The organism is Collinsella aerofaciens, from assembly GCF_040926265.1.
Lineage (GTDB): Bacteria > Actinomycetota > Coriobacteriia > Coriobacteriales > Coriobacteriaceae > Collinsella > Collinsella aerofaciens_BB.
On the sequence record NZ_JBCOIL010000012.1, the window covers coordinates 1 to 18,476 of the forward strand.

General features: G+C 59.9%; 15 protein-coding genes. 10 read left to right on the forward strand and 5 right to left on the reverse strand.

Annotation, left to right across the window (positions count from 1 at the left end; translation table 11 throughout):
• Positions 1–379: 379 nt before the first annotated feature.
• Both larA and larD read left to right on the forward strand, forming a co-directional pair.
• Entirely contained in the window at positions 380–1,657 is a 1,278-nt protein-coding gene (gene larA / locus AB5767_RS04885; protein ID WP_022093875.1) for a nickel-dependent lactate racemase, read from the forward strand.
• Positions 1,658–1,706: 49 nt separating this feature from the next.
• Entirely contained in the window at positions 1,707–2,438 is a 732-nt protein-coding gene (larD, locus tag AB5767_RS04890; RefSeq protein WP_138374572.1) for a D/L-lactic acid transporter LarD, read from the forward strand.
• Positions 2,439–2,738: 300 nt separating this feature from the next.
• Here larD and AB5767_RS04895 read toward each other — a convergent pair whose 3' ends face one another.
• The 4 genes from AB5767_RS04895 to serB form a co-directional block, all read right to left on the reverse strand.
• Positions 2,739–3,278, reverse strand: a complete 540-nt coding sequence (locus AB5767_RS04895) for a TetR/AcrR family transcriptional regulator (protein ID WP_368131830.1) — start codon at positions 3,276–3,278, stop codon at positions 2,739–2,741.
• 2 nt (positions 3,279–3,280) lie between these two features.
• Positions 3,281–4,225 carry a nickel pincer cofactor biosynthesis protein LarC gene (gene larC / locus AB5767_RS04900; protein WP_368131829.1) on the reverse strand — a complete coding sequence of 315 codons (945 nt, stop codon included), beginning with the start codon at positions 4,223–4,225 and terminating at the stop codon, positions 3,281–3,283.
• Between the two features lie 10 nt (positions 4,226–4,235).
• Positions 4,236–5,018, reverse strand: a complete 783-nt coding sequence (gene larB / locus AB5767_RS04905) for a nickel pincer cofactor biosynthesis protein LarB (protein ID WP_368131828.1) — start codon at positions 5,016–5,018, stop codon at positions 4,236–4,238.
• Positions 5,019–5,132: 114 nt separating this feature from the next.
• Positions 5,133–5,768, reverse strand: a complete 636-nt coding sequence (gene serB / locus AB5767_RS04910) for a phosphoserine phosphatase SerB (protein ID WP_346981717.1) — start codon at positions 5,766–5,768, stop codon at positions 5,133–5,135.
• A 256-nt stretch (positions 5,769–6,024) separates the two neighbouring features.
• On the opposite strand from serB, the gene aspS reads away from it, so the two are divergent.
• Positions 6,025–7,812: an aspartate--tRNA ligase gene (gene aspS / locus AB5767_RS04915; protein WP_195919286.1), complete on the forward strand. Its 1,788-nt coding sequence runs from the start codon at positions 6,025–6,027 to the stop codon at positions 7,810–7,812.
• A 245-nt stretch (positions 7,813–8,057) separates the two neighbouring features.
• On the opposite strand, the gene AB5767_RS04920 is transcribed toward aspS, so the two are convergent.
• Positions 8,058–9,074 carry a LacI family DNA-binding transcriptional regulator gene (locus tag AB5767_RS04920; RefSeq protein ID WP_368131827.1) on the reverse strand — a complete coding sequence of 339 codons (1,017 nt, stop codon included), beginning with the start codon at positions 9,072–9,074 and terminating at the stop codon, positions 8,058–8,060.
• A gap of 374 nt (positions 9,075–9,448) precedes the next feature.
• Here AB5767_RS04920 and AB5767_RS04925 point away from each other — a divergent pair, with 374 nt between their 5' ends.
• From AB5767_RS04925 to feoB, 7 genes are all read left to right on the forward strand, one after another.
• On the forward strand, positions 9,449–12,457 hold the full coding sequence (locus tag AB5767_RS04925) for a glycoside hydrolase family 2 TIM barrel-domain containing protein (RefSeq protein ID WP_368132830.1): 3,009 nt from the start codon (positions 9,449–9,451) through the stop codon (positions 12,455–12,457).
• A gap of 3 nt (positions 12,458–12,460) precedes the next feature.
• Positions 12,461–12,916 carry a NanQ anomerase/TabA/YiaL family protein gene (locus AB5767_RS04930; RefSeq protein WP_343006822.1) on the forward strand — a complete coding sequence of 152 codons (456 nt, stop codon included), beginning with the start codon at positions 12,461–12,463 and terminating at the stop codon, positions 12,914–12,916.
• A 153-nt stretch (positions 12,917–13,069) separates the two neighbouring features.
• Positions 13,070–14,533, forward strand: coding sequence for an amino acid permease (locus tag AB5767_RS04935; protein WP_368132334.1), 1,464 nt, complete (start codon positions 13,070–13,072; stop codon positions 14,531–14,533).
• A gap of 421 nt (positions 14,534–14,954) precedes the next feature.
• Positions 14,955–15,203, forward strand: a complete 249-nt coding sequence (locus tag AB5767_RS04940) for an HPr family phosphocarrier protein (protein WP_196026107.1) — start codon at positions 14,955–14,957, stop codon at positions 15,201–15,203.
• A gap of 188 nt (positions 15,204–15,391) precedes the next feature.
• Positions 15,392–15,634: a FeoA family protein gene (locus AB5767_RS04945; RefSeq protein ID WP_040358815.1), complete on the forward strand. Its 243-nt coding sequence runs from the start codon at positions 15,392–15,394 to the stop codon at positions 15,632–15,634.
• 39 nt (positions 15,635–15,673) lie between these two features.
• On the forward strand, positions 15,674–15,895 hold the full coding sequence (locus AB5767_RS04950) for a FeoA family protein (RefSeq protein ID WP_006234774.1): 222 nt from the start codon (positions 15,674–15,676) through the stop codon (positions 15,893–15,895).
• Between the two features lie 123 nt (positions 15,896–16,018).
• Positions 16,019–18,346 (forward strand): ferrous iron transporter B, encoded by a 2,328-nt coding sequence (gene feoB, locus AB5767_RS04955; protein ID WP_368132335.1) that lies wholly within the window; start codon positions 16,019–16,021, stop codon positions 18,344–18,346.
• The last annotated feature ends 130 nt before the right edge of the window (positions 18,347–18,476 follow it).

Consider the following 18,476-nt stretch of genomic DNA (forward strand, 5'->3'; position numbering starts at 1 on the left):
TCCGCATCTGATGGTGTCGACGTCAATGGTATACGGGTGCACCATCGACGTCTTCAATACAGAAAATATCAGTGCGGAATGTGCCTAAAAGTAAACTAATGGCGGGCCCTGCGATGTTCGGTCTTCGGCGGATTACTGGCTGGGAAAAGCTGGCGCGCTTCGCGCGTTTTGGATGGGGTCTATCCCGGTGGCGCATTTGGCGCTTCTCGCCTTATGACTGTAGCGGCCGCGGTCCCGTTTTGGAGCACGGCTGTTTTGTTGTGGGTCAAATATGAACGTTGTGTTAACGAGTCGGTGGACGGTGGTGTTTTTCGGTGAGCGGCGTATCCTTCCAACGGTTAATCTAGTGTGTCAGTTGAAAGGAAGAGGGCGCTCGTCATTGTTTGAATGTGAACTGCCGTTTGACCACAAGACGTTGCATCTGGAGCTCGAGGATAAGAACTTCGCGGGTGTGATGGAAGGTCATCAAAACGAGTTTAAGACCACGAAATCGCAGGAAGAACTGGTGGAGGAGTCGCTTGCCAACCCTTATGGCTCGCCTTCGCTCGAGGAGCTTTGTGCTGGCAAAAAGGATATTGTCATCATTAGCTCCGACCATACGCGCCCCGTTCCCTCGCGTGTGACGATGCCTATTCTGCTGCATCACATCCACTCCGCTGCGCCTGAGGCTCGCGTTCGCATTCTGGTTGCTACGGGTATGCATCGTCCGTCGACGCACGAGGAACTCGTCAACAAGTACGGCGAGGAGATTGTTGCCAACGAGGAAATCGTTATGCACGTCGCGACTGACGACAGCATGATGAAAAAGATCGGCACCCTGCCTTCTGGTGGCGAGTGCATCATCAACAAGATTGCTGCCGATTGCGATCTGCTGCTTGCCGAGGGCTTTATTGAGCCGCACTTCTTTGCCGGTTTCTCTGGTAGCCGCAAGTCCGTCCTGCCTGGTATCGCCAGCTACAAGACCATCATGTACAACCACAACGGTCAGTTTGTGAACGATTCCCATTCGCGTGCCGGCAACCTGTGCCACAACCACGTGAGCGAGGACATGTTTGCCGCTGCCGAGATGGCTCACCTTGCCTTTGTGCTCAACGTGGTGCTCAACGGCAAGCATGAGGTTATCGGCTCCTTTGCAGGCGACATCCATAAGGCACACGAGGCTGGCTGCGAGTTCGTGAAGAGCCTTGCCGGCGTTGAGCCCGTCGAGTGCGAGATCGCCATCACCACCAACGGCGGCTACCCGCTCGACCAGAACATCTATCAGGCCGTGAAGGGCATGTGCTCTGCCGAGGCCACGCTTCCCGAGGGCGGCGTGATCATCGACGTCGCCGGTTGTGCCGACGGCCACGGTGGCGAGGGCTTCTATCACAACATCGCCGACAACGATCCGGCGGAGTTTGAGCGTGCCTGCATCGACCGTCCTAAGGACGAGACCCTGCCCGACCAGTGGACGAGCCAGATCTTTGCCCGCATCCTGGCGCATCACCCTGTGATCATGGTCACCGACCTGTGCGATCACCAGATGATCAAGGATATGCACATGACGCCGGTCAACACCCTCGATGAGGCGCTCAAGCTCGCCTTTGAGATGAAGGGTGCCGATGCCAAGGTGGCCGTCATTCCCGATGGCCTGGGCGTTGTCGTCGCTCAGCACTAGTACGCGGCCTAAACGAATCGTTTATAACCGACAAGAAAGATAAGGTTTTATGCTTACCAAACTCCTCTGCGAATTCGGCGCAACGGCCCTCATGATCATCTTTGGCGTGGGCGTGCACTGCGATACCGTGCTTAAGGGCACCAAGTATCAGGGCTCCGGCCACATGTTTGCAATCACCACCTGGTCTTTTGGCATCTCGGTCGCCCTGTTTATCTTTGGCGGCGCCGTGTGCATGAACCCCGCCATGGTGCTTGCCCAGTGCATCGTGGGCCTGGTGCCGTGGAGCAGCTGCATCCCCTTCATGATTGCCGATATGCTCGGCGGCTTTGCGGGTGCCGTGATCGCGTGGCTTATGTATGCCGATGAGTTCAAGGCTTCCGATGGTGTCGTCGATCCCATTGCCCAGCGCAATATCTTCTCGACCAACCCCACCACCGAGGGCACGAACTATGCTCGCAACTTCTTCTGCGAGGCTATCTGCACCTTCGTGTTCATCAGTGCCATCCTTGCTGCTGCTAGCCGTGCCGGCGAGAACGTTTTGATGCTCGCTATCTGCGTCGGTCTGATCGTTTGGGCTGTTGGCATGGGCATGGGCGGCATTACTGGCTTCGCCATGAACCAGGCTCGTGACCTTGGTCCTCGCATGGCCTATCAGGTGCTGCCGATCAAGAACAAGGCCGACAACAACTGGAAGTATGGCCTGCTTGTTCCTGGCATCGCTCCGTTTGTCGGTGCCGCTCTGGCCGCGCTGTTTGTGCATGGTTTCTTGGGCATGTTCTAGTCTGAGGCTACATAGTTGTCCGCTGGCCGCATGGGGTAACTTCCCAGCGCGTCCTCGGACATGCAAAAAGGCTCGCTGCGCACTTCGTGCGGCGAGCCTTTTTGCGTCCTGCGGAATGCGCTGGGAAGTTACCCCATGCGGACAGCTGCGGGATCTTTGTTGCGTTCGTACAAGCAACCCAATATATATCTGAATTTGGATGGGAGGGGCTTGTTGCTGGTAGGGGCGTTGGGCTGCTGTCGACACTTTGGGATGGATTGTGCTTTGGGTTGGGGTGGAACTTTGAGATGAGGGGTTTACTTAGTTGAAGAGGGGCTTTATGGCCGAGAGGTAGTCTTTGGCTACGTCGGCTTTATCTGCTTGGAAGTTGTGCCAGGCCCACCATTGGACGGTGGCTACGAAGCTTGAGGCTATGTGATGTAGTAGGAAGCTTCGGTCCATAGTGGCGGCGGGGCCGTTTGGGTCGGCGGGGACGGTTTCGGCTGCGCGCGTCATGATGGTCTTGCGGAGACAGTCGGCGAAGACGCGTGAGCCGGCGCCGGCTACCAGCGCTCGGACGCCCTGGCGACGTTCCCATAGATTGTTGAGGATATGCTCGACCTGCACGAATGGGTCGTCGAGCGGTGTGCCATCGTCGTCGAGGGCGTGGGTGCAGATGTCGCTCACGAGCTCGGACAGTAGGTCGTCTTTGCTCTTAAAGAGGCCGTAGAACGTGGCTCGACCAACATGGGCACGAGCGATGATGTCGCCGACGGTGATCTTGCCGTAGTCCTCTTCGCGTAGCAGCTCGGAGAACGCCGCAACGATGGCAGCGCGGCTTTTTTCTTTGCGGGCATCCATGGCTATGCGTCCGCGTGAACGAGCAGGCAGCGGAGCGTGCCGGAGCAACCCTCGTAGGGGCGCTTACCGGCGCCGTAGCCGACGGCTTCGATGCGGTAGCGTGCCGGCAGGTGCTCGGACGTGCGCAGCGCGGTGACGATGGCGGCGCCCGTGGGCGTCACGAGCTCGCCGGCGACCGGTGCAGGCGTGAGGGCGATATTGCCCGCCTGGCACAGGTTGACGACAGCGGGGACGGGGATAGGCATGAGGCCGTGGGCACAACGGATGGTTCCGTGGCCCTCGGAGAGCGACTCGACCACGATGTCCTCAATACCCAGGTCGTCGAGGCAGATGGCGACAGAACAGACGTCGACGATGGAGTCGACGGCGCCCACCTCGTGAAACATGACGGTCTCGGGCGTTTTGCCGTGAGCCTTGGCCTCGGCAGCAGCGAGTGCGGTAAAGATGGCGAGGGCGCGACGCTTGGCGCCATCGCTTAGCTGCGAGCCGTCGATGATGTCGGTGACGTCCGTCAAAGAACGGTGGTGATGGTGGTGGGCGTGATGGTGACCCTCGTGGTCGTGGTCGTGGTCGTGGTCGTGGTCGTGGTCGTGCGCGTACACGTGCTCATGGCAGTGCTCGTGCTCGCCATGGTCATGATGGTGGTGCTCGTGCTCGTGCTCGTGCTCGTGCGTGTGCTCGGCAGCTGTTTCGTTGCCGTAGAGCCAGGCCATATCGTGATCGTGGTTCTCGAGCTCCTCTGCAAGCTGGACGTCAAAATCACAGGCGTCGATGCCATGCTTGTTTGCACGCGTGACGGCGATCGTAAAGCCATCGACCGGCAGCGTGGCGAGCTGCTCGCGCAGATGTTCCTCGCTGGCGCCCAGGTCGAGCAGGGCCGCGACGGTCATGTCGCCGCTGATGCCCGAGGTGCCGTCGATGATAAGCGTGTGCTGATGATTGGACATGGAATGCTCCTTAGCGGGCGCGGGGTGTGCCGGCGCTCAGATGATTGATAAGACTTGCCTGGTAAGCGGCGCCAAAGCCGTTGTCGATATTGACGACCGATACGCCGCTGGCACAGGAGTTGAGCATGGCGAGCAGTGCGGCTACGCCACCAAAACTTGCGCCGTAGCCCACGCTGGTGGGAACGGCGATGACCGGACAGCTCACCAGGCCGCCGATAACGCTCGCCAACGCGCCCTCCATGCCGGCGATGGCGATGACCACCTGTGCCTGGGCAAGTTCCTCGGCATGCGCGAGTAGGCGGTGCAGGCCGGCGACGCCTACGTCGTAGAGGCGGTCGACCTCGTTGCCATAGAACTCGGCCGTCAACGCGGCTTCCTCGGCGACGGGCAGGTCGCTCGTGCCGGCGCAGGCGACGACGATGCGTCCGTTGCCGGTAGGGGGGGGCTTGCCGCCCACGAGGGCGAGCTGCGCGTCCGGGACATATCCCAGGTCGATGCCGTTGCCGAGGAGCTCCGAGGTGCGGGCTGCCTTTTCGGCATCCAGGCGCGTGACCAGGATGCGCTCCTGGCCGGCATCGCGCAGCGCTTCGATAATGGCGGCAATTTGCTCGGCGGTTTTACCGGCACCGTAGACAACCTCGCCGGCTCCCTGGCGCACTCCGCGCGAAAGATCGAGCTGCGCAAAGCCTAAATCGGCGGTCGGAGCCGTCTGGATGCGTGTGAGGGCGTCGGCAGGGGTGACTGATCCGCCGGCAACATCGCTCAGTAGCTGCTCTAGATCTCGCTTATCCATATATGTTCCCTTCGACGGCGCAAAGTCTAGCACTCAAAGGGTGTTTTTCCGAACACTAAGACAAAATTGTTCGGAAACTATAGGACAGACTGATTCAATTGTTAGACAGATCGGCTAGTCGCGCAGGATGATGTCCATGGCGAGCATCAGGTTGCGCTCGTCGATGGCAAACGGGGCTGCCTCGCGCGTCTTGGGCTTGGCGCAAAACGCGATGCCAGTGCCCGCGGCCTGGATCATGGGGATGTCGTTGGCGCCGTCGCCGATTGCCACGGTATGGGTCATGTCGACACCGCACTCAACTGCCCAGTCCAGCAGCTGGATGAGCTTGGACTCCTTGGTCACAATGTCGGCAGCCAACTTACCGGTGAGCTTGCCGTCCACGACCTCCAGGCGGTTAGCGAGGCAAAAGTCGATACCCGCGGCAGCCACGATCTTGTCAGCGACCTCGTGGAAGCCGCCGCTTACCACGCCGACCCTCCAGCCCTTGCTGTGCGCCGAGCGCACAAGCTCCAGCGCGCCGGGGGTAAACGTCACGCGCTCAAACGTGCGCTCGAACACGCTCTCGTCCAGGCCGGCGAGCAGCCCCACGCGCTTCTCGAGCGCTTGCTTAAAGTCCAGCTCGCCGCGCATAGCGCGCTCGGTGATTTGCGCAACTTGCTCGCCTACGCCGGCCTCCTCGCCCAACAGGTCGATGACCTCCTGGTTGATGAGTGTGGAGTCGATATCCATAACGATGAGGCGTGCAGTCATGGCGGGCCTTTCCGAGTGCAGTTGTATTGGGGCACATTGTCGCACGTGGCGCGCCTTGGCGACGGCCGCGGTGCGTCAATTGTTTCGTCTCCGTCAAGTCTTTGGGCAAGAGTTACTTTTCCGCGGCACATCGACACAGGTGCGATAAGATAGAACGCCATGTCTGGCTGCGCGGTTTACGCAGGCTGGGCAAATCTGTACGACGCCGCCCGGAACGACACGGGGCGGCACAGATCCATAAAGGAGGATCACTGGTATGAGCCAGACCCGTCCCATCGACGAGCATTCCATGCACACCCGTACCTGCGGCGAGCTTCGCCGCGAGAACGTGGGCGAAGAGGTCACCCTCACCGGTTGGGTGAGCCGTCGCCGTGACCACGGCGGCCTTATTTTCTGCGACCTTCGCGACCGCGAGGGCATCACGCAGCTCACCTTCGACCCCGAGCACTCCGACGGCGACGCCTTTAAGATCGCCGAGACCATGCGTCCCGAGTGGCCCATCAAGATCCACGGCGTCGTGCGCTCCCGTGGCGAGGAGACCACCAACACCAAGCTCGCGACCGGCGAGATCGAGGTCCTGACCGACCACGCCGAGGTGCTCAACACGTCCGTCACCCCGCCGTTCCAGATCGAGGACGGCATCGAGACCAGCGAGGACACCCGTCTGCGCTATCGCTATCTGGATCTCCGCCGTCCCGAGATGATGGCCAACCTCAAGCTGCGCTCCGACTTCACCTTTGCCATTCGCGAGGCGCTGCACAACCGTGAGTTCATGGAGGTCGAGACGCCCTCCCTGTTTAAGTCCACGCCCGAGGGCGCCCGTGACTTCATCGTCCCCAGCCGTATTCAGCCGGGCAACTTCTACGCCCTGCCGCAGTCCCCGCAGCTCCTGAAGCAGCTGCTCATGGTCGGTGGCGTCGAGCGCTACTACCAGGTTGCCAAGTGCTTCCGCGACGAGGACCTGCGTGCCGACCGTCAGCCCGAGTTCACCCAGGTCGATATCGAGATGTCCTTCGTGGACCAGAATGACGTCATGAGCGCGCTCGAGGAGGTCCTGGCCGACGCCTTCGGCCGCATGGGCGTCGAGATGCCCACGCCGCTGCGTCGCATGGACTACTGGGAGGCCATGGACACCTATGGCTCCGACAAGCCCGATACCCGCTATGGCATGCACCTGGTCGACCTGACCGACATCTTTGCCAACTCCAAGTTCAAGGTCTTTGCGACTGCCGCAAACGAGGAGGGCTCTGCCGTCAAGGCCATTAACGCCAAGGGCGCCGGTGCCTGGGCACGTGCCAAGATCGATAAGCTCGCCGGCGTGGCTTCCACGTTTGGCGCCAAGGGCCTGGCTTGGATCGCCTTCCGCGAGGACGGCTCTATCAACAGCCCCATCGTCAAGTTCTTCTCGGACGAGGAGATGGCAGCCCTGCGCGAGCGCATGGACGTCGAGCCCGGCGACCTTGTGATGTTTGCCGCCGGCCCGCGTCTGCTCTCTGACGAGATCCTGGGCGGCATGCGTTCTCACATGGCCAGCGCGCTCGAGATCAAGCGCGAGGGCCACGACTTCCTGTGGGTCGTCAACTTCCCGCTGTTCCACTGGGATGAGGACCGCAAGGCTTACGCTGCCGAGCACCAGCCCTTCACCCTGCCGACCGAGACCGACATCGCCAAGATCGAGGCCGATCCGTTGGCAGCCGGTTCTTGCACCTACGACTTTGTCATGGACGGCTTTGAGGCCGGCGGCGGCGGTATGCGTATCCACAACGCCGAGATGCAGATGTCCATGCTCAAGCTCCTGGGCTTTACCGAGGAGCGTGCCGAGTCTCAGTTCGGCTTCCTCATGGAGGCACTCAAGTTTGGTGCGCCCCCGATGGGCGGTTTCGCTCTGGGCCTGGACCGCGTGTGCATGCTGCTCACCGGTTCCGACTCCATCCGTGACGTCATGGCGTTCCCCAAGACGGCCAGCGGCTCCGACCTCATGTCGGGCGCCCCGAGTGCCGTTAGCGGCGCCCAGCTCAAGGACGTCAGCCTGCGCCTGATGTAGGCAAGCGGCTACATATTGCCCGTAACGAGGGAAGGACGCGTGCCTTCCCTCGTTTTTTATGTCGTGACGTCATGGTTTGGAGGCTTGCCGTCGTGCGCCGGGAAACTACAACTCGGAATCTGCGTCCAGAAGGGGTCGCGCTTTCCCAAAGGGGGTCCTCTGGGAAAGCGCGACCCAGAATTCGGCAAAATAATGGGGCAGGCTTTCCGCAACAACTGTCTGGCGGAAAGCCTGCCCCCAGTTTCTTATAGCGAGTCTCTCTGGATCAGCTGCATGTGCATCACGGAGGTGGTGGGCTCGGCACCCTTGATCATGTCGAGCGCAATGTTGGCGGCCATGTGTCCTTCTTCGCGCAGGGGCTGGCGGACGGTCGTGAGCGCGGGGACGCAGCGCGCCGCAATCTCGTGATCGTCGAAGCCGACGACAGAAACGTCCGCAGGAACGGATAGGCCTGCCTCGTTGAGTGCGGTGATGACGCCAGCTGCGATACGGTCCGATCCGCAGAGCACGCCATCGAAAGCAATCTCGCGCGCGAGGATCTGGTGCATGGCCTGATAGCCGTCTCCGCTGTTCCAGCCGGTATAGATAACGTTTGCGTCTGGGAGGTCTTCGCCCAAGACGGCACGGTAGCCGCGCAGGCGGTCGACAACAGCGGGGTTGTCTTGCGGTCCCAACACGGCGACGATATCTTTGCGCCCGCGATCCTTCATGGCGAGTGCCGCAAAATGTCCGCCCTCTTCGTCGTCAGAGTAGACCGTCGAGAACACATCGCGATAGGGGTGGCCCTCGAGCTGGCCACACAACACGGTGGGTACGCCCAGCTCGCGCAGCACCTCGAGCAGCTCGCTGCCTTTGTAGGGAGAGACGTCGATCACGGCGTCGAACGAGCGGCGCTCAAAGTGCTCGCGTGCGCGGTTGCGCTCATGCGTAGAAGACGCCTGCAAGATAACGGGCAGATAGGACGACTCCGACAGTTCCTCGGTAATGCCGCTCAAAAACTCGCTATAGGTGGGGTCGCTGAAGAGTTCACTCAGAGGCTCGGTCACGAGCACGGCGATGATTTCCGTGCGCCCGACAGCGAGCGCTCGGCCACGAGCGTTGGGGACAAAATTGACTTCCTTGGCCGCCGCGCGGACGCGCTTTTTGGTTTCCTCGCTAATGCGGGGCGAATCGTTGAGGGCGCGCGATGCCGTGGAGCGCGACACGCCGGCAGCTGCGGCAACCTCGGCAAGCGTAGGTGCGGTGCGAACTGGTTGTGTCATGGCGTCTCCTGGAAAATGCGGTCGATGTTGTCACTGATACGGGCTAGTGCGGATACAGCTTACTATAGTGCGCCTGAACAGCGTTCATGATATCCGGCCACTGGTGGCATTTCACATTCAAGCTGTTGTTGAACATGGCTTACAAGGGCGGGGTATAGATGGGCGCGGCCGTTGTCTGCTGCCTGGAATGCTGTTTTGCGCTGAGTTTCGATACTCAGGGTGACATAAGTGTCGCGGTTGTACAACCGGTTGCACCGTTAACCCGGCCAAATCGACCGTTCAGCGGACAACCGGTTGCACAGTTTTTTGCATCGCCCGTAAGATAAGGACAACCGGTTGCACAAGAATCACTACGATGACGAAGGAGCATCACCATGGACGCCATTAACGATTGGGAAAACCAAGCGCTCACCCACAGGAACCGCCTGGCACCCCATGCGTACTTTATGGGTTACGAGACCGCCGATCTCGCTGCAACGTACAGCCGCGAGCTGTCGCGCGGGTTTGTCCAGCTGTCCGGCTCGTGGCAGTTCCGCCTCTTTGAGGGCCCCGCTGCCGTCTCCAACGAGGAGCTCTCCACGTACGAGCCCGAGTGGGATCACGTGGAGGTTCCGCACCTGTGGCAGGTAGACGGCTATGGCAACCTTGCCTACACCGACGAGGGCTTCCCGTTCCCGGTGGATCAGCCGTTCGTTCCCTCTGACGATCCCACGGGCGTGTACCAGCGCATCGTCAACCTTCCCGCCGTGCCTGCCGGCGCTCGCGAGATCATTCGCTTTGACGGCATCGAGAGCTATGGCGAGCTGTACGTCAACGGTCAGTTTATCGGCATGACCAAGGGTTCGCGCCTGTCTGCCGAGTTCGACGTGACCGACGCGCTTGTCGAGGGCGACAACCTGTTTGCGGTCAAGGTTCTGCAGTACAGCGATGGCAGCTATATCGAGGACCAGGACATGTGGTGGGCATCGGGCATCTTCCGCGATGTGTACCTTATGCAGCGTCCCGCCGCGCACCTGGTCGACTTTAGGTTCCGCACGCACCGCGAGGGCGATGCCGCTCTGATCACGCTCGATACGGTGGCCGAGGGCGCTACCCGCGTTGTGTATACGCTCAGCGATGGCGAGAACGTGGTGGCTACGGGCGAGTGCGTCGACGGCCATGCCGAGTGCAGCGTGACCGATGCCCACTTCTGGAATCCCGAGGATCCCTTCCTCTATGACCTTACGTTTGAGGTCTACGACGGTGACCAGGTCAGCGAGTACGTCCCGCATCGCCAGGGTCTTGCCGAGGTGACGGTCGAGGGCAATCATATCTACCTCAACGGCACTTACTTTAAGATGCATGGCGTCAACCGCCACGATCACGACGATCACAAGGGCCGCGCCGTGGGCCTCGATCGCATGCGCCGCGACCTGGAGCTCATGAAGCAGCACAACATCAACGCAGTGCGCACCTCTCACTATGCCAATGACCCGCGCTTCTACGAGCTGTGTGATGAGTATGGCATCATGCTGGTCGCCGAGACCGATATGGAGAGCCACGGCTTCGAGAATATCGGCAACATCGCCCTGGTTACCGACGACCCGGCATGGGAGCCGGCCTACGTCGACCGTATTGAGCGCCTGGTGATGCAGGAGCGCAACCACGCGTGCATCATCATGTGGTCGCTGGGCAACGAGAGCGGCTATGGCTGCAACATCCGCGCGATGTACGCCAAGGCTCACGAGCTCGATGGTCGTCCGGTCCACTACGAGGAGGACCGCAACGCCGATACCGTCGACGTCATTTCCACGATGTACTCCCGTGTGTCGCAGATGAACGACTTTGGTGAGCATCCGTTCCCCAAGCCGCGCATCAACTGCGAGTACGGTCACTCCATGGGCAACGGCCCCGGAGGCCTGTCCGAGTATCAGGAGGTCTTCGATCGCTGGGATTGCATCCAAGGCCAGTTTATCTGGGAATGGTGCGACCACGGTCTGGCTGCTGTGACCGAGGACGGCATTGCCTACGACATGTATGGCGGCGACAACGGCGATTACCCCAACAACAGCAACTTCTGCATCGATGGCATGGTGTTCCCCTGGCAGCAGCCGAGCCCGGGCCTTACCGAGTACGGCCAGGTCATCTGCCCGGTTCGCATGGCTTATGACGCCGAGGCGGGCGAGCTGACTGTCACCAACAAGCGCTGGTTTACCACCCTCGAGGATGTTTGCCTGTCGGCGGAGACTCTGGTGGACGGCGACGTGGTCTGCCGCAAGACGCTCATGCCCGGTGCGGTTGCCCCCGGTGAGTCCGTCCAGCTTCCGCTGGTGATTCACGAGGCCGCGGTAGGCGAGACCCTGCTGACTGTGCGCGCCTACACCATGGCCGCTCACGTCTGGTGCGAGCCGATGTTCCAACTGGGCGCAAACCAGTTTGCCATCGCAAACCATCCGGCGCCGGCCATTGCGGCTCCCACTCGTCCTGAGCTTACGGTCGAGGAGACCGAGCAGGAGATTCGCATTCACTCCCTCAACGGCGAGCTGACCTTCAGCAAGGTAAACGGCACCGTGAGCGAGTGGAAGGCATCCGGCCGTGACGTCATGGCCTCTGGTCCCCAGGTTGGTTTTTGGCATCCGCTCGTCGACAACCACGCCCAGGAGTACGACTCCCTGTGGAAGGACAACTTCATTGATGTAATGCAGACGTCCACCCGCAAGGTTTTTTGGAAGCAGGACGGCAATGCGGTCGTCGTTACCGTGAGCCAACGTATTGCTCCTCCCGTCCGCGCGTTCGGCATGCGCGTCGAGCTTGTCTACACCGTGCTTCCGAGCGGTCGCGTCGACCTCAAGGTTTCCGGCGAGCCCTACGGCGACTATTCGGACATTATCCCGCGCATCGGCATCTCCTTTGAGGTTCCCGGTTGCGATCGTGCCGTCGAGTGGTATGGCCACGGCCCGGGCGAGAACTATCCGGACTCGCTGCGTGCCAACCCGGTCGGTCATTACCGCACTACGGTCGACGACATGTTCACGCCCTACGTTATGCCTCAGGACTGTGCCAACCGCGAGGGTACCCGCTGGGTTGCCCTGCGCTCTAGCCACGGTGACGGTCTGGTCGTGACGCGTCCGAGCGACGCCGCTTCCAACCCGTTCTCGTTCTCGGCATGGCCCTATAGCTGCGAGGCCATCGATAACGCCAAGCACGTCTACGACCTTGTCAAGGGCGATACGGTCACGGTCAACATCAACGACCAGTTGCTCGGCCTTGGCTCGAACTCTTGGGGTTCCGAGGTGCTCGATTCCTATCGCACCCGTTTTGAGAGCTTCAGCTTTGAGGTGTCCCTGCGACCGCTGACGTCTGCCGATCTGGCTCAGGCGCTGGCACCCATTAAGGAGGCATAAGCCATGCATGTCTTTAACTCGCGCGCCGATTTCGACGCTCAGATGAAGTCCGTCAAGAAGTGGATGCGCACCGGCCAGGCGCTCGATGGCGTTGCCGACCTACAGCACGACGTGGCTTACTCCATCGGCGACTCGTTGGTGTACTGGTGGGTCTATGCCCGCGAGGCCGCAACCGCCGATCTGGTCGGTCACCGTCGCTACCATGCCGTGCTCGCTCCGCTCGACGGCGACCTGACCGTCGAGGTTGCCCCCAAGGCAGGCCTCACCTGCACCCGCGCTTACAGCGATATCGATGATCGCGAGCGCTTTGAGGGGGCGGGGGAGACCGTGACGATTCCCGCCGGCGGCGTTGCCGTCGTCGAAATTGACGAGGCCTACCGTGTCGTGGCCGATGCCGCGGATCCCCGCGTCGTGGTACTGCACGTGACGGTCGAAGGTTATTCCTTCCCCAACAAGTAGTATTCGTCCGCCTGGACGTTTGCTTCGCGCCGTTAAGGGGGATGGCTTTGTTGACTCCCTTTTCCCCATTCCCCTTAGCAGGTGCGCCGTCCGTGTTTGCACTTGCAGCTCGGACGGGTTTAGATGACATTTAATAGATGATTGGGAGGGCTTATGAGCTCTGAAAAACGAGGAACGATTGGTTCGTTCGCTCTGCTGGGCATGACGGTCGCCGCCGTGTTCGGTATCAAGAACATCATCAACAACAACGCGGCCATCGGCTTAGCAGCCGCGCCGTCGTTCTTCTTCGCCACGCTTTTGTACTTTGTCCCCTATACCCTGGTTACCGCCGAGTTCGTCGGCCTTAACAAGGACTCCGAGTCGGGCGTGTACGCATGGGTTAAGACCTCGATGGGTGGTCGCTGGGCGTTCCTGACGGCATTTAGCTACTGGTTCGTTAACCTGTTCTTCTTTGCGTCCGTCCTGCCCAACGTCATCATCTACGCGAGCTACGTGTTCTTTGGTGCCAACGCCGAGCTTTCGCAGCTGTGGATCACCATTATCGAGATCGTTGTCTTTGCTATCGCCACGTGGGTTTCGACCAAGGGCGCTAAGTGGATCGGCTCCATTTCCTCCTTCGGTTCGACCGCGGCTCTCGGCCTGACCGCCGTGTTCATCCTGCTGTCCCTGGCTGCTGCCTTTGGCGGCGTTGAGTTCGCTACGGCTCCTACTCCCGCTAACATGGCTCCCGACATGAGCAACTTCGCAACTGCGTGGGGCTTCTTCGGTACGCTTGCCTGGATCATCCAGGGCGTTGGCGGCGCTGAGTCTGTCGGCGTGTTCCTTAACGACCTTAAGGGTGGCGTCAAGGCCTTCGTGCGCACCGTCGTTATCGCCGGTCTGACCATCGGCCTTCTGTATGCAGGCGCTTCGCTGCTGGTTAACCTGTTCATCCCCGAGGGCGGCGTTGCCATCTCCACCGGCATCTTCGACGTGTTCGGCGCTGTCTTTGCCCACTTTGGCATTCCCATGGAAGTGTCTACGCGCGTCATCGGCTTGATCCTTCTCGCCGCCACGCTGGGCTCCCTCATGATGTGGACCTCTGCTCCCATCAAGGTTTTCTTCACCGAGATCCCCAAGGGTGTCTTTGGTAGCAAGATCGTCGAGCTCAACGAGCACGGCATTCCCGCCCGCGCTGCCTGGCTGCAGTTCGCCATCGTCGTCCCCATCCTGATCATCCCGGCCCTGGGCTCCGGTAACCTCGACGACCTGCTCATGATCGTCACCAACATGACGGCTGCCACCGCTCTGCTCCCGCCGCTGCTGATCCTGCTTGCCTACTTTATGTTGCGCAAGAACTTCGACGCTGCTCCCCGTGGCTTCCGCATGGGTTCGCGCACCTTTGGCCTGGTCATTGCCGCATTCCTGCTTGTGGTCTTCTGCTTCGTGCTTATCTGCGGCACCATTCCGCTCGATCAGCCGCTGTGGCTGACGCTGGTCTACAACGTCGGCGGCGTGGTTGTCTTCCTGGGCCTTGCCGTGATGTGGTACAACCGCTACATCAACCGCCTGCGCGAAACCGATCCCGAGGCTGCTGAGAACGAGCTTCGCCCCTCCGTCCTCGACATGATGGAGTAGCGGCTAGGATTAATCTACGGCTGTGGAATAAATCGATTCCCTTTCCTAAGGAGGGGCCTTACGAGGCCCCTCCTTTTGTGTTTTGGAGCATGGTTTTGGACCCTGTGGGCAAAAAATGCCAAATATGAGTACTGTTGCAAAAGAGGTGTCATATTTTTCGGCCTGTTCTGAGCGAAAATGGGCTCAAAATCAATTTATCTAACCCCCTATAGACGCGATTCGATGGCTTCCAAAACATTAAAATCGGCCAAATCGGCCAATTTGCTCTCAATTCTGCTGCTACTAAATTTGTGACAGTACTCATATTTGCCACTTTTTGTCCACGGGGTGTCCGAAAGGGTCCTCGACAAGCATCTAACGCTACAATTACTACCACATGGCTGGGTTTGCCAGCCGAATGTACGATGTCGTGGGAGGGGACATGGTCGAGTTTACAAAGACGATTAAAGATCCGTTGGGATTACATGCCCGCCCGGTTGCGCTGCTCTATGACATCATTGCCAAGCATCGTTGCGACGTGTCAGTCAGTATCGGCGATCGCCACACGAATGGCCGCGATGTCATGGGACTCATGGCTCTCTACGGCGAGTGCGGCGAGGACATCATCTTCCGCGTTTCGGGCGTAGACGAGGCTTCCTGCGTTACGTCGATCAGAAATCTCTCACTCTAAGCATGATAGGGCGTGGTAAAGGATGGTCCTTTGCCGTGCCCTTTTGTTTCGTATAGGAAACTTTTTCGAAATCTGAATGGGGACCCTTTCCAAAAAGTTAACCACGTGTTAGTTTACTAAAGCGAACATAGGCGTGGTTAACTTTTACCGCGTCGATGTTGAGGACGAACTGACGTTAGGAGCCACTCATGTCTTGCGGACCGCAGATGCCGGCAATGCCGCTTTCGATGGTAAAAGCGGGCGAAACCGTGCGCGTGTCTCGTGTAAAGGGCAATGAGGATATGAAGCACCACCTCAAGGACCTCGGCTTTGTCGAGGGCAGCGAAATCCACGTGGTGAGCTCGAGTGGCGCCAATATCATCGTCACTGTGCTGGGCGCACGCTTTGGTATCGATTCCAAGGTTGCCATGCACATCATGACCGTCGGTTAGTCTGCAGCATTTCATAAAAACCGAAAGGGGGACAAGAGGATGAAGACGTTGGGTGACGTTAAGGTGGGCGAGAGCTCCACCATCGTCAAGCTTCACGGTGAGGGTGCGCTTCGCCGCCACCTTATGGACCTGGGGCTCATCAAGGGCACTTCGTTCAAGGTCGTGAAGGTTGCACCGCTCGGTGATCCGGTCGAGATCAACGTGCGCGGCTACGAGCTTTCCATCCGCAAGGAGGAGGCGGCCGTCGTCGAGGTCCAGTAAGGGCTCGCGGCGTATATTTCTGCAGATAAAGTTAGGTATTTCTAACTTAATGCAGCATCTTTGAAGCACATTATCCAGCCTGCGCGGAGAAAGCAGCGCAGGCACACAAGGAAGAAGGATTGAATGGCGGATTCTCAGATCCATGTCGCGCTGGCGGGTAACCCCAACTGCGGCAAGACCACGCTTTTCAACCTGATCACCGGCGCCAACGGCTACGTTGGCAACTGGCCCGGCGTCACGGTTGAGAAAAAGGAGGCCAAGCTCCTAAGCGACAAGAACGTTACCATCACGGACCTCCCCGGCATCTACTCGCTTTCCCCCTACAGCCCCGAGGAGCAATGCTCGCGCGATTACCTCATGAGCGGCGAGCCCGATGTTGTCGTCCAAGTTGTCGATGCCACCAACCTCGAGCGTAACCTGTACCTGGCGCTTCAGGTTATCGAGACCGGCCTGCCCGTGGTCGTTGCCCTCAACATGGCCGACTTGGTCGAGAAGAACGGCGACAAGATCGACACGGACAAGCTCTCCAAGAAGCTCGGCTGCCCGGTCATGATGATCTCGGCCCTTAAGAACAAGGGCATCAAGGAGCTGTTCGAGCAGGTTAAGAAGTCCGCTGCTTCCAAGGGCGAGGTGCCGGAGCACAAGTTCGACTCCTCCATCGAGGACGTTCTGGACCACATCGAGAACAACCTGCCGGCGAGCGTTCCCGCTAACAAGCGTCGCTATTACGCCGTCAAGCTGTTCGAGCGTGATGCAGACGCCTGCAAGCTCATCAACCTCACCAAGGAGAAGGCCGCTCGCGTGGAGGAGCTGGTCGCCCAGTGCGAGCAGGACTGCGACGACGATGCCGAGTCCATCATCACCGGTGAGCGCTATGGCGTCATCGCGCACATCATCGATGAGTGCCTCACCAAGGCCCCGGCCAAGATGAGCACCTCCGAGAAGATCGACCGTGTGGTTACCAACCGTATCCTGGGCTTGCCGATCTTTGTCGTCATCATGTTCTGCGTGTACTACATCGCCGTTTCCACCCTGGGCGGCACGGTGACCGACTTCACCAACGACCAGCTCTTTGGTACCGACGGTTGGTATGTGCTCGGCCAGGGCCGCGACGCCTACGATGAGGCTGTCGAGGCCGCGGGTGACGACGCTGACTCGGTCGACCCGGCGCAGTATGGCCCGTATGTTCCGGGTATTACCACCATGGTCCACGACGCGCTTGTGGCGGGTGGCACCGAGGACGGCGGTCTTGTCGATTCGCTGGTCTGCGACGGTATCGTGGCCGGCATCGGCGCCATCATGGGCTTTGTCCCGCAGATGTTCTTGCTGTTCGTGATGCTGTCCTTCCTGGAGGACTGCGGCTACATGGCCCGCGTCGCCTTCATCATGGACCGCGTGTTCCGCCGCTTTGGCCTGTCCGGTAAGTCCTTTATCCCCATGCTCGTGACCTCGGGCTGCGGCGTTCCCGGCGTCATGGCTACCAAGACCATCGAGAACGAGAAGGACCGCCGCATGACGGTCATGACCACCACGTTCATCCCCTGTGGTGCCAAGCTGCCGATCATCGCCCTGCTCATGGGTTCCATCATCGGCGATTCTTCCACCACCGCCGCGTGGATCAGTCCGCTGTTCTACTTCCTGGGCGTCTTTGCCGTCATCGCTTCGGGCCTCATGCTCAAGAAGACCAAGCTCTTCGCCGGCCGCCCGACGCCGTTTGTTATGGAGCTTCCTGCCTACCACTTCCCGGCGATCCGCTCTTGGGCGCTGCACGTGTGGGAGCGCTGCTGGGCCTTTATCAAGAAGGCCGGTACGGTCATCTTCGCGTCCACTGTCGTGGTTTGGTTCCTGTCCAACTTTGGTAGCTACAACGGTTCCTTTGGCTACCTGCCCGCGATGGACGGCATCTCCGAGGAGTTCATGGACTACTCCGTGCTGGCCATGCTCGGTAACCTGATCTCCTGGATCTTCGCCCCGCTTGGCTTTAGCACCTGGCAGGCAACAGCGCTGTCCGTCTCGGGCCTTGTCGCCAAGGAGAACGTCGTCGCCACCGCCGGCTCGCTGCTGTCCGTTGCCGACGCGGGCGAGACCGACCCGAGCCTGTGGACCGCGTTTGCCGGCATGTTCCCCACCATGGGCGCTTGCGTCGCCTTTGGCGCGTTCAACCTGCTGTGCGCTCCGTGCTTTGCTGCCATGGGTGCCATCCGCAACCAGATGGATTCCGGCAAGTGGTTCGCGATTGCCATCGGTTACGAGTGCATCTTCGCTTGGGTGATCGGCCTGTTCATCAACCAGTTCTACAACCTGCTTGTGTTGGGACAGTTTGGTATCTGGACGGTTGTGGCCATCGTGCTGCTGGTTGCGATGCTCTTCCAGATCTTCCGTCCCATGCCCAAGCATGCATGGACCGACGAGGACGAGACCAACGCTGCTTCCGCCGCAGTTTCCGCTTAAGTCCGAATAAGGATTAACCCCTTTCCACGAGCCCGGGTGTCCCAGCGACCCCGGGTTTTTTGGTGGGGGAGATGTGGCGTTTCCGCAGATAAAACCGACCAAAATAAACCTGTCCCTTTTTGGTAGGTGG